This is a genomic window from Streptomyces thermolilacinus SPC6 (assembly GCF_000478605.2).
GTDB classification, from domain to species: Bacteria; Actinomycetota; Actinomycetes; order Streptomycetales; family Streptomycetaceae; genus Streptomyces; species Streptomyces thermolilacinus.
The window spans coordinates 4,562,173-4,576,441 of sequence record NZ_ASHX02000001.1 but is presented as its reverse complement, the minus strand read 5'-3'; the positions used below and the strand labels follow the sequence as shown (position 1 = coordinate 4,576,441).

Here is a 14,269-nt window from a genome sequence, read left to right as displayed (position 1 = left end):
GCGGGGGCCGTCAGAGGACGGGCCCCTGAGGTGTGCAGCCCCCCGGGTGCAGGGGGTGCGGGGTCAGGACTGGGGCTGGTTCTGGGTGCGCTCGCGCATCTTGCGAAGCAGCTCCTGCTTCGCGTCCGCGGCACCCGCCGCGCTACCGCCGCCGCGCGGCGCGGCGCCCTGCCGCTCCAGACGGGACAGCTTCTTGCGCTGTCCGCCGACACCGAGCAGGTTGTTGCGGCTCTTGGCCATGGTGGTCTCCCTCAGGGGTGAGAAGTGGTCCGGGATGTCTGGTGGGGCGCCACGGGCGTCGAGGCCCGGCGCCGCGCTCTCACTCGTAGATCGGGAGGAAGGAGGACATGGGCACGACCGTACAGCCCGCGCCGCGCCCCGGCACCCCGTTTTTCCGCCGCGCGGCGAGGCGCGCACGGCGAAGCCCCCGGTCCCGCTGGGGGAGCCGGGGGCTTCGCGGAGACTGCGTGCGTCAGCAGCCGATCAGACGGGAGGCGAGGTAGCCCTGGATCTGGTCGAGCGAGACGCGCTCCTGCTTCATCGAGTCACGCTCGCGCACCGTCACCGCGTTGTCCTCGAGCGTGTCGAAGTCGACCGTCACGCAGTACGGCGTGCCGATCTCGTCCTGGCGGCGGTAGCGGCGGCCGATGGCGCCCGCGTCGTCGAACTCGATGTTCCAGTTCTTGCGCAGGTCCGCCGCGAGGCCCTTCGCCTTCGGCGAGAGCTCCGGGTTGCGCGAGAGCGGCAGGACGGCGACCTTGACCGGCGCGAGGCGCGGGTCAAGCCGCAGCGAGGTGCGCTTCTCCATCTTGCCCTTGGCGTTGGGCGCCTCGTCCTCGACGTACGCGTCGAGGAGGAAGGCCAGCATGGTGCGGCCCACACCGGCGGCCGGCTCGATGACGTACGGCGTCCAGCGCTCGCCGGCCTCCTGGTCGTAGAACGACAGGTCGGTGCCGGAGGCGCGGGAGTGGGCCGTCAGGTCGTAGTCGGTGCGGTTGGCGACACCCTCCAGCTCGCCCCACTCGCTGCCGCCGAAGCGGAAGCGGTACTCGATGTCGGCGGTGCGCTTCGAGTAGTGGGAGAGCTTCTCCTTCGGGTGCTCGTACCAGCGCATGTTCTCCTCACGGAGACCCAGGTCCGTGTACCAGTTCCAGCGCTGCTCCATCCAGTACTCGTGCCACGTCTCGTCCTCGCCCGGCTTGACGAAGAACTCCATCTCCATCTGCTCGAACTCACGGGTCCGGAAGATGAAGTTGCCCGGCGTGATCTCGTTGCGGAAGGACTTGCCCATCTGCGCGATGCCGAAGGGCGGCTTCTTGCGGGAAGTCTGCTGCACCTGGGCGAAGTTGGTGAAGATGCCCTGCGCCGTCTCGGGACGCAGGTAGGCGACGGAACCGGAGTCCTGCGTGGGGCCGAGGTGCGTGGAGAGCAGGCCGGAGAACTGCTTGGGCTCGGTGAAGGTGCCCTTGTTGCCGCAGTTGGGGCAGTTCAGGTCGGCGAGGCCGTTCGCGGGGAGGCGGCCGTGCTTCTCCTCGTAGGCCTCCTCCAGGTGGTCGGCGCGGTAGCGCTTGTGGCAGGAGGTGCACTCGGTGAGCGGGTCGGTGAAGGTCGCGACGTGGCCGGAGGCCTCCCAGACCTCGGAGGCCAGGATCACCGACGAGTCGAGGCCGACGACGTCCTCGCGGGACGTGACCATGTAACGCCACCACTGGCGCTTGATGTTCTCCTTCAGCTCCACGCCGAGCGGCCCGTAGTCCCAGGCGGCGCGCTGGCCGCCGTAGATCTCACTGCAGGGGTAGACGAAGCCACGGCGCTTGCTCAGGCTGACGATGGTGTCGATCTTGTCGGCGGCCACGGTGCTCTCTTCATACGACGGTGACGAACGGCGAATGCCTCAGATTAGCGGCGGGCGCGCCCTTGGGATCAAATCGGTGGGTGGCGGGGACCACTCGGCCCCTTTGTTGACAATCGTTTCCACAAAAGTTGAAAATGAGTGTCATGAACGTACGTCGCTCCATATCCACCACCGCCGTCGCCGGTGCCGCTGTCCTCGGCCTGGTCACCCTCTCCGCCTGCTCCGGTTCCTCCGGAGGCGCGGAGCAGAACAAGGACGGCAAACTGGACGTTGTGGCGTCGTTCTACCCGATGCAGTTCCTCGCCGAACAGATCGGCGGCGACAAGGTCTCCGTGACCACACTGACGCGGCCCGGAGTCGAGCCGCACGATCTCGAACTCAAGCCGCGCCAGATAGCCGAGCTCCAGGACGCCGGTTTCGTCCTCTACCTCAAGGGCCTCCAGCCCGCCGTGGACGAGGCCATCAAGCAGGCGGGCGTGAAGGACACCGTCGACGCCGCCACCCTCACCACGCTCGAGACGCACGGCACGAGCGAGGACCACTCCGCCCACGAGGGCGAGCCCCACACGGACGAGGCCCACGAGGGCGAGGCCCACGCCGAGGAGTCCCACGAGGGCGGCCACGAGCACGACCACTCCGAGGCCGGGGGCGACCCGCACATCTGGCTCGACCCGGTGAAGTACGCCGAGGTCGCCAAGGGCGTCGGCGACCGCCTCGCCAAGGCCGACCCGGACAACGCCGCCACGTACAAGAAGAACACCGACGAGCTGGTGAAGAAGCTCGGCGCCCTGGACGCGTCCTTCCGCGATGGCCTGAAGAACACCACCACCCGGACGTTCATCACCACGCACTCCGCCTTCGGCTACCTCGCCGAGCGCTACGGCCTGGACCAGGAGGGCATCGCCGGCCTCGACCCCGAGTCCGAGCCCAGCCCCGCCCGCGTCAAGGAGCTCCAGCAGGTCGCGCGCAAGGAGAAGGTCACCACCGTCTTCTTCGAGACGCTCGCCAGCGACCGCACCGCCAGGACCCTCGCGAAGGACACCGGCCTGAAGACCGACGTCCTGGACCCGCTGGAGGGAATCACCGAGCGGTCCAAGGGCGCTGACTACCTGGAGGTCATGGCGTCCAACCTGGCGGCGCTCCAGAAGGCGCTCGGCGCGAAGTGACCCGCCCCGCCCCGTACGCACCGCACGCACACCCCCTGGAGGCCCGGTGAGCAGCGAGCCCGTCATCTCCGTCCGGGCGGCAACGGCCACGCTCGGCTCCCGCCCCGTGCTGCGCGGCGTGGACTTCACCGTCCACCGGGGCGAGGTCGTCGCCCTGCTCGGCGCCAACGGCTCCGGCAAGTCCACCGCCGTCCGCTCGGTCATCGGACAGGTGCCGCTGACCGGCGGGGCGGTGTCCCTGTTCGGCACCGACCTGCGCCGCTTCCGCGACTGGGCGCGCGTCGGCTACGTCCCGCAGCGCACCACGGCCGCCAGCGGGGTGCCCGCGACGGTCCGCGAGGTCGTGTCGTCGGGCCGCCTGTCCCGTACGAGGCTGCGCTGGCCGTCCAGGGCGGACCGCGCGGCCGTCGACCGGGCCATCGAGCTGGTCGGGCTCGCGGACCGGGCGAAGGACTCGGTGTGGGCGCTCTCCGGCGGCCAGCACCAGCGGGTGCTGATCGCCCGGGCCCTCGCCTCCGAGCCCGAGCTGCTGATCATGGACGAGCCGATGGCGGGCGTCGACCTGGCCAGCCAGGAGGTGCTGGCGGCGACCCTGCACGAGCAGGTGGCGCACGGCACGACCGTGCTGCTCGTCCTGCACGAGCTGGGCCCGCTGGAGCCGCTGATCGACCGCGCGATCGTCCTGCGCGACGGGTGCGTCGTCCACGACGGGCCGCCGCCGGAGGCCGTCGGCCAGCACGCGCTGCCCGGCCACGACCACGTACATCCGCACGCGGCCGACGAGCCGCTCCGCACGGGACTGCTGACCTGACCATGGAAATCCTCGACCACGCGTTCATGCAGCGGGCGCTCCTCGCCGCCGTCCTGGTCGGCATCACCGCGCCCGCCGTCGGCATCCACCTGGTGCAGCGGCGGCAGGCCCTGATGGGCGACGGAATCGGCCATGTCGCCATGACCGGCGTCGGCCTCGGCTTCCTGATGTCCGCCAACCCCGTGTGGGTCGCGGGCGCCGTCTCGATCGCGGGCGCCGTCCTGATGGAGCTGATCCGCATGTACGGGCGCACGCGCGGCGACATCGCGCTCGCCCTGCTCTTCTACGGCGGCATGGCGGGCGGAGTCCTGCTGACCAGCCTCTCCCCGGCCGGTTCCAACGCGAACCTGGTCAGCTATCTGTTCGGTTCGCTGGCGACCGTGTCAGAGGAGGACGTCGTCGCGATCTGCGTGCTCGCCGCTTTCGTGGTGGCGGTGTCGCTGGGGCTGCGCCGCCAGCTGTTCGCCGTCAGCCAGGACGAGGAGTTCGCACGCGTGACGGGCCTGCCGGTGCGGGCCCTGAACCTGCTCGTCGCCGTGACCGCCGCGGTCACCGTGACGGTCGCCATGCGCGTCGTGGGGCTGCTGCTGGTCAGCGCCCTGATGGTGGTGCCGGTGGCGGCGGCGCAGCAGCTGACCCGGAGCTTCCGCGCCACGTTCGCGGTGGCGGTGCTCATCGGTACGGCCGTGTCGCTGGGCGGCACGGTCACCACGTACTACCAGGACGTCCCGCCGGGCGCGACGATCGTGCTGCTGGCCATCGCCGTGTTCGTGGTGTTCGCCACGCTGGCCGCGCCACTGGCCCGGCGCCGGGCGCGGGCGGCGCAGGCGGCACAGGGGGCGCACGACGGCGTGCGGCCGTCCCCCGGGACGGCGGACGACGTCAAGGTCTGAATCCGGCCGAGTGACGGCACGACGGCTGCGGGGCCCCGTCGCGGGGCCTGGCAGAATGGCCCGACGTAAGCGGACGCATTGGCGTACGAGTGAGCGGGCCGAGGGCAAGGAGGCACCTGTGGCGACGGCAGGACCCGGCGTACGCGCACGGTCGACCCGGCAGCGCGCCGCCGTCGCGGCGGCACTGAACGAGGTGGACGAGTTCCGCAGCGCGCAGGAGCTGCACGACATGCTCAAGCACCGCGGGGACTCCGTGGGCCTCACGACGGTGTACCGCACGCTCCAGTCGCTCGCCGACGCGGGCGAGGTGGACGTGCTGCGCACCAGCGACGGCGAGGCCGTGTACCGCCGCTGCTCGACCGGCGAGCACCACCACCACCTGGTGTGCCGCGGCTGCGGCAAGGCCGTCGAGGTGGAGGGCCCGGCCGTCGAGGAGTGGGCCGAGTCGGTCGCCGCCGAGCACGGCTTCGTGAACGTGGCGCACACGGTCGAGATCTTCGGCACGTGCGCGGAGTGCGCGGCCGCGGCGGACCGGACCGCGGGCTGATTCGCGGAACCTTCACGGCGAAGGGCGCGGCTCCCGTGGGAGCCGCGCCCTTCGCTTCACGGGCCGCCGGGGGCCCTTCGCCGTACGAGGTGGCACGGGAGCCGCGCGGGGTCACACGGGAGCCGTCCGGGGGCCGTACAGGTTGGTACGGGCCCCGTACCGGCCCCGGGTCAGCCCGCCGTGCCGGGGGCCGCCGCCGCGCCGTCGGTCTCGTCGCCCCGCATCGCCGCCTCCATCGCGAGGAGCTGCTCGTTCGGCACGGCGCCGCCGAAGCGGCGGTCGCGCTGGGCGTACTCCAGGCAGGCCCGCCACAGGTCGCGGCGGTCGAAGTCGGGCCACAGCACGTCCTGGAAGACCATCTCCGCGTACGCGCTCTGCCACAGCAGGTAGTTGGACGTGCGCTGCTCGCCGCTGGGCCGCAGGAACAGGTCCACGTCCGGCATGTCCGCGTAGTACAGGTACTTCGCGAAGGTCTTCTCGCTGACCTTCGACGGGTCGAGCTTCCCGGCCTTCACGTCCTCGGCGAGGGCCTGCGCGGCGTCCGCGATCTCGGCGCGGCCGCCGTAGTTCATGCAGAAGTACAGCGTGAGGCGGTCGTTGTCCTTGGTCTGCTCCTGGGCGATCTGGAGCTCCTGGGCGACGGACTTCCACAGCTTGGGCATGCGGCCGACCCAGCGGACCCGGATGCCGAGCGCGTCGAGCTGGTCGCGGGTCTTGCGGATGAAGTCCCGGTTGAAGTTCATCAGGAAGCGCACCTCGTCCGGGGAGCGCCGCCAGTTCTCGGTGGAGAAGGCGTACAGGGAGATGCTGCCGACGCCCATCTCGATCGCGCCCTGGAGCACGTCGAGGACGCGCTCGGCGCCGACCTTGTGGCCCTCGGTGCGGGGCAGGCCGCGGTCCTTGGCCCAGCGGCCGTTGCCGTCCATGACGATCGCCACGTGCCCGGGCACCATCTCGCCGGGCAGCTTCGGCGGGCGCGCGCCGGACGGGTGCGGCTCGGGGTCCTGGTACTGACGCCTGGAGCGCCCGAGGATTCCGCGTCGTGCCATGGCCATGCGGCTCACTTCTCCTAGTTCTCTTGACTCTCCGCGCAACCGCGCTGTCTTCTCACGCGGCGGCTACTTCTCGACGTAGCGCAGCGAGCGCAGCCCGCGCTCCAGGTGCCAGTGCAGATAGGCGGACACCAGCCCGCTCCCCTCCCTCGCGTGGCGCGGCTCGCACGCGTCCGCCGTCTCCCAGTCGCCGGTCAGCAGCGCGCTGAGCAGCGCGACGGCCTCCGCCGAGGGTACGACGCTGCCGGGCACCCGGCAGTCCCCGCAGACCACTCCGCCCGCGGCGACCGAGAAGAACCGGTTGGGGCCGTGGATGCCGCAGCGGGCGCAGTCCTCGAAGGACGGGGCGTAGCCGTTGACGGCGAGGGAGCGCAGCAGGAAGGCGTCGAGGATCAGGTGCGGGGCGTGCTCGCCGCGGGCGAGGGTGCGCAGGGCGCCGACGAGCAGCAGGTACTGCTGGACGGCGGGCTCGCCCTCGTGGTCGGTGAACCGCTCGGCGGTCTCCAGCATGGCCGTGCCGGCCGTGTAGCGGGCGTAGTCGGTGACGATGCCGCCGCCGTACGGGGCGATGGTCTCCGTCTGGGTGCACAGCGGCAGGCCGCGCCCGACGAGTTCGGAGCCGCGCGCGAAGAACTGCACGTCCACGTGGGAGAAGGGTTCGAGGCGGGCGCCGAACTTCGACTTGGTGCGGCGCACCCCGCGCGCGACGGCCCGGACGCGGCCGTGGCCGCGGGTGAGGAACGTGATGATCCGGTCGGCCTCGCCCAGCTTCTGCGTACGCAGCACGACGCCGTCATCCCGGAACAGACTCATGCCCCCATTCTCGCGTACGCCGCCGGTGCCCCGCCCCCACCGCCCAGGGGCTCGGCCTCCAAGGGCGCAGGCCCGGGGCACAGGGGGCGGCCGGGGCGCGAGGGGTGGCCGGGGCGCCCGGGGACCCCCGGGGCAGGGGGCGGGAAGGGGAGCCATAGGGTGTGATCCTGGTCCGACTGGGACCACCTGCCCCAACCTCCGCTTCGGGAACCCATAAGGACGTCTTATGGGGTCATAGCTCCGAGGCGGGTACCGCTCCACCCCTGTGCTCGTGAGGCTGGCGGGTGAGAAGTGCTGACTGTCGAAGGGAACCTGCCATGCCCCGCCCCCTGCGGGTCGCGATCGTCGGTGCCGGCCCGGCCGGCATCTACGCCGCCGACGCGCTGCTGAAGTCCGAGGCCGCCAACGACCCGGGTGTCTCCATCGACCTGTTCGAGCGGATGCCCGCGCCGTTCGGCCTCATCCGGTACGGCGTCGCGCCCGACCACCCGCGGATCAAGGGCATCATCACCGCCCTCCACCAGGTGCTGGACAAGCCGCAGATCCGCCTCTTCGGCAATGTCGACTACCCGTCCGACATCACCCTGGACGACCTGCGCGCCTTCTACGACGCCGTGATCTTCTCCACGGGCGCCGACGCCGACCGGGACCTGAACATCCCCGGTGTGGACCTCGACGGCTCGTACGGCGCCGCCGACTTCGTCTCCTGGTACGACGGCCACCCCGACGTGCCGCGCACCTGGCCGCTGGAGGCCGAGAAGGTCGCGGTGCTGGGCGTCGGCAACGTCGCCCTGGACGTGGCGCGCATCCTCGCCAAGACCGCCGACGAGCTGCTGCCGACGGAGATCCCGCCGAACGTCTACGACGGCCTGAAGGCCAACAAGGCGCTGGAGATCCACGTGTTCGGCCGTCGCGGCCCCGCACAGGCGAAGTTCAGCCCCATGGAACTGCGCGAGCTGGACCACTCCCCCAGCATCGAGGTCATCGTCAACCCCGAGGACATCGACTACGACCGGGGGTCCATCGAGGCACGGCGGTCCAACAAGCAGGTGGACATGGTCGCCAAGACGCTGGAGAACTGGGCGATCCGCGATGTCGGCGACCGGCCGCACAAGCTGTTCCTGCACTTCTTCGAGTCGCCCGCCGAGATCGTCGGCGAGGACGGCAAGGTGGCCGGCCTGCGCACCGAGCGCACCGAGCTGGACGGCACCGGCAATGTGAAGGGCACCGGCGAGTTCACCACCTGGGACGTCCAGGCCGTGTACCGCGCGGTGGGCTACCTGTCGGAGGAGCTGCCCAAGCTGCCGTGGGACGCCGCGTCGGGCACGGTCCCGGACGAGGGCGGCCGCGTGATGGAGGGCGGCGAGCACCTCGCGTCCACCTATGTGACCGGCTGGATCAGGCGTGGCCCGATCGGCCTGATCGGCCACACGAAGGGCGACGCCAACGAGACCGTCGCCAACCTGCTGGAGGACCACCGCGAGGGCCGGCTGCGCACGCCGGAGGCCCCGGGCGAGGACGCCGTGGTGGAGTTCCTCCAGGACAAGGGCGTCGCGTACACGACGTGGGACGGCTGGTACCGGCTGGACGCGGCGGAGCGGGCGCGCGGCGAGGCCGAGGGCCGCGAGCGCGTGAAGATCGTGGAGCGCGAGGAGATGCTGCGGGCGAGCGGCGTCGAGGCCTGACGGCCGCCCACGCGGACGCGCGGCGCGCGCCGCCGTTCCGACTCCCCCGGCGGGGCGGTCAGAACGGGGCGCGCGCCGCTTCCATGAGCCGGGCCGTGTCGTCGGGCTGGAGGAGCAGGGCGTTGCCCACCGTGGTGAGCACGTCCCGCTCGGCCTGGATGTACGCGCCGTCGGCCAGCGCGATGCGGGCGCCCTGGAGGAGGATCGACTCCCGCCCGGCGGGCGCCAGGTGCGGGGCGAGCGGCTCCAGCGCCTCGTGCAGTTCGATGGCGAGGGCGGCGCCGCAGGGCCCCTCCACGTCCGCGAGGTAGCGGCCCGTGTCGGCGGCGAGCGCGTCCACCAGGCCGGTGAGGCTGTCGGCCGTGCAGTCGTCGTACCCGGCGGCCTGTACGGCGTGGACGGCGCTCCGTACGGCCGTGGGCGACGACGTGCCGCCCGCGGCGAGGACCGCGAGGGCGACCGTGTGCACGGCGTCGCGGAGCATCGCGGAGAACCTGGCCGTCGTCGGGTGGTCCAGCACCTCCATGCCGAACCGGTCATGGCAGGCGGCGCACTCGACGACCGGTCCGGTCACCCCGCGCGGCAGCACGGGGATGCCGAGGACGGTGAGGCGGCGACTGCCCGTGCGGCGCCGGTAGTTGCGGTCACCACCGCAGCCGGGGCAGAAGAACTCGCCGTCGCCGACGGTGTGCCACGAGGTGTGAACCGTACAAATGCGGAGTTTCCGGCCACTCGATCCGCGTGTTCCCCGCGCTGGCAGCACGTCGCACCTCCTGACGCCCTCGGCCACCTTGCCGACGTTGACGTGATGTTAGCCACATCGGTGATGTGGCGTCAGCACCTCGTCATGAGAACGCCAGGACATGGCCGAACCCCGCCCACGGCGGTGGGCGGGGTCCGGCGTGCGAAGGGCGGACGGGTCAGCGGGCGGAGCGGTTGACGGCCGAGATGACCGCCTTCAGCGAGGCGCGGGTGGTGTTGGCGTCGATGCCGATGCCCCACAGCACCTTGCCGTCGATGGCGCATTCGATGTACGAGGCGGCCTGCGCGGAGGCGCCCTCGCTCATCGTGTGCTCCTGGTAGTCCAGCAGCCGCGCGTCGAACCCGATGGCGTTCAGCGCGTCGAAGAACGCGGAGATCGGGCCGTTGCCGGAGCCGGTCAGCACCGTCTCGACGCCGTCCACGACCGCCTCGACGGTCAGGGTGTCCGTGCCGTCCTTGTCGGTGGTGGTCTGCCCGGAGCGCAGCTGGATACGGCCCCACGGGTTGTCCGGGTTGGGCAGGTACTCGTCCTGGAAGACGGCCCAGATGTCGGCGGGCGTGACCTCGCCGCCCTCGGCGTCGGTCTTCGCCTGGATGATCCTGGAGAACTCGATCTGCATCCGGCGCGGCAGGTCCAGCTTGTGGTCGTTCTTCAGGACGTACGCGATGCCGCCCTTGCCGGACTGCGAGTTGACGCGGATGACCGCCTCGTAGGACCGGCCGACGTCCTTCGGGTCGATCGGCAGGTACGGGACGGCCCACTCGATCTCGTCCACGGTCTTCCCCGCGGCCGCCGCGTCGGCCTCCATCGCGTCGAAGCCCTTCTTGATGGCGTCCTGGTGGGAGCCGGAGAAGGCCGTGTAGACCAGGTCGCCCGCGTAGGGGTGGCGCGGGTGGACCTCCATCTGGTTGCAGTACTCGGAGGTCCGGCGGATCTCGTCGATCTGCGAGAAGTCGATCTGCGGGTCGATGCCCTGGCTGAACAGGTTCATGCCCAGGGTCACCAGGTCCACGTTGCCGGTGCGCTCGCCCTGACCGAACAGGCAGCCCTCGACGCGGTCGGCGCCGGCCATGACGGCCAGTTCGGCCGCCGCGACGGCCGTGCCGCGGTCGTTGTGCGGGTGGGCGGACAGGCAGACGAACTCGCGGCGGGAAAGGTTGCGGGACATCCACTCGAAGCGGTCCGCGTGGGTGGACGGCGTGGAGCGCTCCACGGTCGCGGGCAGGTTCAGGATGATCTCGCGGCCGGGCTCGGGCTGCCAGACGTCCATGACGCCCTCGCAGACCTCCAGCGCGAAGTCCAGCTCCGTGTCGGTGAAGATCTCCGGGCTGTACTGGTAGCCGAAGACCGTGTCGTCGCCCAGGATCTTCTCCGCGTACTCCATCACCAGGCGGGTGCCGTCCACGGCGATCTGCCTGACGTCGTCCCTGGAGCCCCGGAAGACGACCCGGCGGAAGACCGGCGCCGTCGCGTTGTACAGGTGCACGGTCGCCTTGTGCGCGCCGCGCAGGGACTCGACGGTCCGCTCGATCAGGTCCTCGCGGGCCTGGGTCAGGACGGAGATCGTCACGTCCTCGGGGATCGCGCCCTCCTCGATGATCGAGCGGACGAACGCGAAGTCGGTCTCGCCGGAGGAGGGGAAACCGACCTCGATCTCCTTGTAGCCCATGCGTACGAGCAGGTCGAACATCGCTCGCTTGCGGGCCGGGGACATCGGGTCGATCAGCGCCTGGTTGCCGTCGCGCAGGTCGGTCGACAGCCAGCGCGGCGCCTTGGTGATCCGGCGGTCGGGCCAGGTGCGGCCGGGCAGGTCGACGGCCTCGTACGCGCCGTACTTGTGGATCGGCATCCCGGACGGCTTCTGCGTGTGCGTCGCGGTGGTGATCGGCGTGCGGCGGCCGACGGACTGGGCGGCGGGCTGTGACATGGCGTAGGGCTCCTCGGGGTCCTGCGGAGGGACGGCCGACGGGTCGAAGCAGCACCAGACTCCGCGGTGAGGGGGTCGGCCTACGACTACAGGCCCTCGCCGCGGCAGCTAAGGAGAAGCAGCCCGAAACGCATGATGCGCAGCAGCGTAGCCCAGGACCGCTGGGGCGAGAGGTGCCGTTCCAGTATGCGGGATTCGGCTCCGGTAACCGTCAAACGGTGAGCTATCACTCCTTTTCATCAATCCTCGTCGCAACCAGTGACTTCACGGTGACGCGCTGCCACATTGCCAGTCATGAGCGCATATGACTACCGCACCCCGGTGTTCTGCACGATCGTCCCGCCGCACCTGCTCGACCGCCTCTCGCACTCGGCCGACCCGGCCGTCGCCGAGGCCGCCCGCCGCACCCTCGTCACCGACGAGAACAACCGCGCCGCCCGCCGCCTCACCACCGTCACCGGTGTCCGCCCCGCCACCCGCGACCTCCCGGCGGCCTCCGGCGAGCCTCGCCGCACCGTCTACGACGCGGAGAACCGCACCCGGCTGCCCGGCAAGAAGGTCCGCGCCGAGGGCGACGAGCCGACGCGCGACGCCACCGTCAACCGCGCGTACGCCGGGCTCGGTGCCACGTTCGAGCTGTTCCTCAGCGCGTACGGGCGGGACTCCATCGACGGCGCGGGGCTGCCGCTCGACGCGACGGTCCACTACGACCGGGAGTACGGCAACGCCTTCTGGAACGGCGAACAGATGGTGTTCGGCGACGGCGACGGCAAGATCTTCAAGGACTTCACCCTGCCGGTCGACGTGATCGGCCACGAGCTGGCGCACGGCGTCACCCAGTACACGGCGAACCTCGCCTACTTCAGCCAGCCCGGCGCCCTCAACGAGTCCATGTCGGACGTGTTCGGCTCGCTCGTCAAGCAGTACGCGCTCGGCCAGACCGCCGACGAGGCCGACTGGCTGATCGGCGCGGGCCTGCTGGCGGACGAGGTGCAGGGCGTGGCGCTGCGCTCCATGAAGGCCCCCGGCACGGCGTACGACGACGACGTCCTCGGCAAGGACCCGCAGCCCGCGAAGATGGAGGACTACGTGGACACGGCCGCCGACAACGGCGGCGTCCACATCAACTCGGGCATCCCCAACCACGCCTTCTACCTGGTGGCCACGGCGCTGGGCGGGCACGCCTGGGAGCGGGCCGGGCGGATCTGGTACGACGTGCTGACGGGCGGCAAGCTCAAGGAGACGGCCGACTTCGCGGCGTTCGCCCGGCTGACGGTCGCGGCGGCGCGGGAGCGGTTCGGCGACGGCGGCGACGAGGCCGAGGCGGTGCTGAAGGCGTGGTCGACGGTGGGGGTGCCCACCAGGGGGTAGACAGGGGCCATGCGGATCGAGGTACGGCGCACGGGTGGCTTCGCTGGCATCGAGCGGCGGGCGGAGGTGGACACGACCGCCCGGCCGGACGCGGCGGCCTGGCACGCGCTGGCCGCCGCGGCCCTTCAGGCGCCGGAGCCCCCGGCGGGGGGAGCAGCGCGGGGCGGGATGCCGGACGGCTTCTCGTACGAGATCACCGTGGACGGCCGCACGGTGCGGTGCGCGGAGCCGCACCTGACCGAGGCGCAGCGCGAGCTGGCCTCCCGGGTCCTGCGGGAGGGCGCCTGACGGGCGCGGACGCCCTCCCGGGCGGGGGCGTCGGCGCGGCCTGCCGCCCGGGCCCCGGGCCGTCTGTCAGAAGCCGAGCTTGCGCAGCTGCCGGGGGTCGCGCTGCCAGTCCTTGGCGACCTTGACGTGCAGGTCGAGGAAGACCGGCGTGCCGAGCAGCGCCTCGATGTGCTTGCGGGACTTGATGCCGACTTCCTTCAGGCGCTTGCCCTTGGGGCCGATGATGATGCCCTTCTGGCTGGGGCGCTCGATGTAGACGTTGGCGTGGATGTCCAGCAGCGGCTTGTCGGCGGGGCGGTCCTCGCGCGGCAGCATCTCCTCGACGACCACCGCGATGGAGTGCGGCAGCTCGTCCCGTACGCCTTCGAGCGCGGCCTCGCGGATCAGCTCGGCGACCATGACCTGCTCGGGCTCGTCGGTGAGGTCGCCCTCCGGGTAGAGCGCCGGGCCCTCGGGCAGCAGCGGCACGAGCAGGTCGGCGAGGAGCTGGACCTGCTTGTCGCCGACGGCCGACACGGGGACGATCTCGGCCCACTCGATACCCAGCTCCCGGCCGAGCCGGTCCACGGCGACGAGCTGCTCGGCGAGGGTCTTGGAGTCGACAAGGTCGGTCTTGGTGACGATCGCGATCTTCGGGGTCTTCTTGATCCCCGCCAGTTCCTTGGCGATGAACCGGTCGCCGGGGCCCACCTTCTGGTCGGCGGGCAGACAGAAGCCGATTACGTCCACTTCCGCCCACGTCGTGCGGACGACATCGTTGAGCCGCTCGCCCAGCAGGGTGCGCGGCTTGTGCAGGCCCGGGGTGTCGACCAGCACGAGCTGGGCCTCGGGGCGGTGCACGATGCCGCGCACGGTGTGCCGCGTCGTCTGCGGCCGGTTGGAGGTGATGGCCACCTTCTGACCGACCAGAGCGTTCGTGAGGGTGGACTTGCCGGCGTTGGGACGGCCGACGAAGCAGGCGAAGCCCGCGCGGTGGGTCGCTTCGGTTTCTGGTTTACGAACGCTCATGGGGGCCATTCTCCCCGATCCCGACGCACGCCACGTACCGCGCGGCTCCCGCCGTCTGCCGTGGTCCTCCCGTACGGTTTCGGCCGCCCG

General features: G+C 71.3%; 14 protein-coding genes. 7 read left to right on the top strand and 7 right to left on the bottom strand.

All coding sequences use genetic code 11. The features are described from left to right. Positions 1–63 precede the first annotated feature (63 nt). Together J116_RS30155 and J116_RS19775 are read right to left on the bottom strand one after the other, a co-directional pair. Positions 64–240 carry a DUF6243 family protein gene (locus J116_RS30155; RefSeq protein WP_023588806.1) on the bottom strand — a complete coding sequence of 59 codons (177 nt, stop codon included), beginning with the start codon at positions 238–240 and terminating at the stop codon, positions 64–66. Positions 241–472: 232 nt separating this feature from the next. Next, on the bottom strand, positions 473–1,855 hold the full coding sequence (locus J116_RS19775; RefSeq protein WP_023588805.1) for a glycine--tRNA ligase: 1,383 nt from the start codon (positions 1,853–1,855) through the stop codon (positions 473–475). A 143-nt stretch (positions 1,856–1,998) separates the two neighbouring features. Here J116_RS19775 and J116_RS19770 point away from each other — a divergent pair, with 143 nt between their 5' ends. The 4 genes from J116_RS19770 to J116_RS19755 all read left to right on the top strand — a co-directional run bounded on the left by J116_RS19770 (position 1,999) and on the right by J116_RS19755 (position 5,272). Beyond that, the gene (locus J116_RS19770) at positions 1,999–3,021 is read left to right on the top strand and encodes a metal ABC transporter substrate-binding protein (protein WP_023588804.1); all 1,023 of its coding nucleotides are present in this window, start codon (positions 1,999–2,001) and stop codon (positions 3,019–3,021) included. Between the two features lie 46 nt (positions 3,022–3,067). Continuing rightward, positions 3,068–3,832, top strand: coding sequence for a metal ABC transporter ATP-binding protein (locus tag J116_RS19765; RefSeq protein WP_023588803.1), 765 nt, complete (start codon positions 3,068–3,070; stop codon positions 3,830–3,832). A gap of 2 nt (positions 3,833–3,834) precedes the next feature. Continuing rightward, positions 3,835–4,725 (top strand): metal ABC transporter permease, encoded by an 891-nt coding sequence (locus J116_RS19760; RefSeq protein WP_023588802.1) that lies wholly within the window; start codon positions 3,835–3,837, stop codon positions 4,723–4,725. Positions 4,726–4,843: 118 nt separating this feature from the next. Then, entirely contained in the window at positions 4,844–5,272 is a 429-nt protein-coding gene (locus J116_RS19755; RefSeq protein WP_023588801.1) for a Fur family transcriptional regulator, read from the top strand. 170 nt (positions 5,273–5,442) lie between these two features. Here the strand turns inward: J116_RS19755 and J116_RS19750 are convergent, their stop codons facing one another. Next, positions 5,443–6,321, bottom strand: coding sequence for an isoprenyl transferase (locus J116_RS19750; protein WP_051203846.1), 879 nt, complete (start codon positions 6,319–6,321; stop codon positions 5,443–5,445). A gap of 69 nt (positions 6,322–6,390) precedes the next feature. Continuing rightward, on the bottom strand, positions 6,391–7,137 hold the full coding sequence (recO, locus tag J116_RS19745; protein WP_023588799.1) for a DNA repair protein RecO: 747 nt from the start codon (positions 7,135–7,137) through the stop codon (positions 6,391–6,393). Between the two features lie 317 nt (positions 7,138–7,454). On the opposite strand from recO, the gene J116_RS19740 reads away from it, so the two are divergent. After that, positions 7,455–8,822, top strand: coding sequence for an FAD-dependent oxidoreductase (locus tag J116_RS19740; protein WP_023588798.1), 1,368 nt, complete (start codon positions 7,455–7,457; stop codon positions 8,820–8,822). A gap of 58 nt (positions 8,823–8,880) precedes the next feature. Here J116_RS19740 and J116_RS19735 read toward each other — a convergent pair whose 3' ends face one another. Further along, positions 8,881–9,585, bottom strand: a complete 705-nt coding sequence (locus tag J116_RS19735) for a TerB family tellurite resistance protein (protein ID WP_023588797.1) — start codon at positions 9,583–9,585, stop codon at positions 8,881–8,883. 157 nt (positions 9,586–9,742) lie between these two features. Continuing rightward, positions 9,743–11,512, bottom strand: a complete 1,770-nt coding sequence (gene leuA / locus J116_RS19730; RefSeq protein ID WP_023588796.1) for a 2-isopropylmalate synthase — start codon at positions 11,510–11,512, stop codon at positions 9,743–9,745. A gap of 294 nt (positions 11,513–11,806) precedes the next feature. On the opposite strand from leuA, the gene J116_RS19725 reads away from it, so the two are divergent. Both J116_RS19725 and J116_RS19720 read left to right on the top strand, forming a co-directional pair. After that, the gene (locus J116_RS19725) at positions 11,807–12,883 is read left to right on the top strand and encodes a M4 family metallopeptidase (RefSeq protein ID WP_023588795.1); all 1,077 of its coding nucleotides are present in this window, start codon (positions 11,807–11,809) and stop codon (positions 12,881–12,883) included. Between the two features lie 9 nt (positions 12,884–12,892). Next, entirely contained in the window at positions 12,893–13,171 is a 279-nt protein-coding gene (locus tag J116_RS19720; protein ID WP_023588794.1) for a protealysin inhibitor emfourin, read from the top strand. 66 nt (positions 13,172–13,237) lie between these two features. On the opposite strand, the gene era is transcribed toward J116_RS19720, so the two are convergent. Beyond that, complete coding sequence (gene era / locus J116_RS19715; RefSeq protein ID WP_394331492.1) at positions 13,238–14,188, bottom strand: GTPase Era; 951 nt, start codon at positions 14,186–14,188, stop codon at positions 13,238–13,240. Positions 14,189–14,269 lie beyond the last annotated feature (81 nt).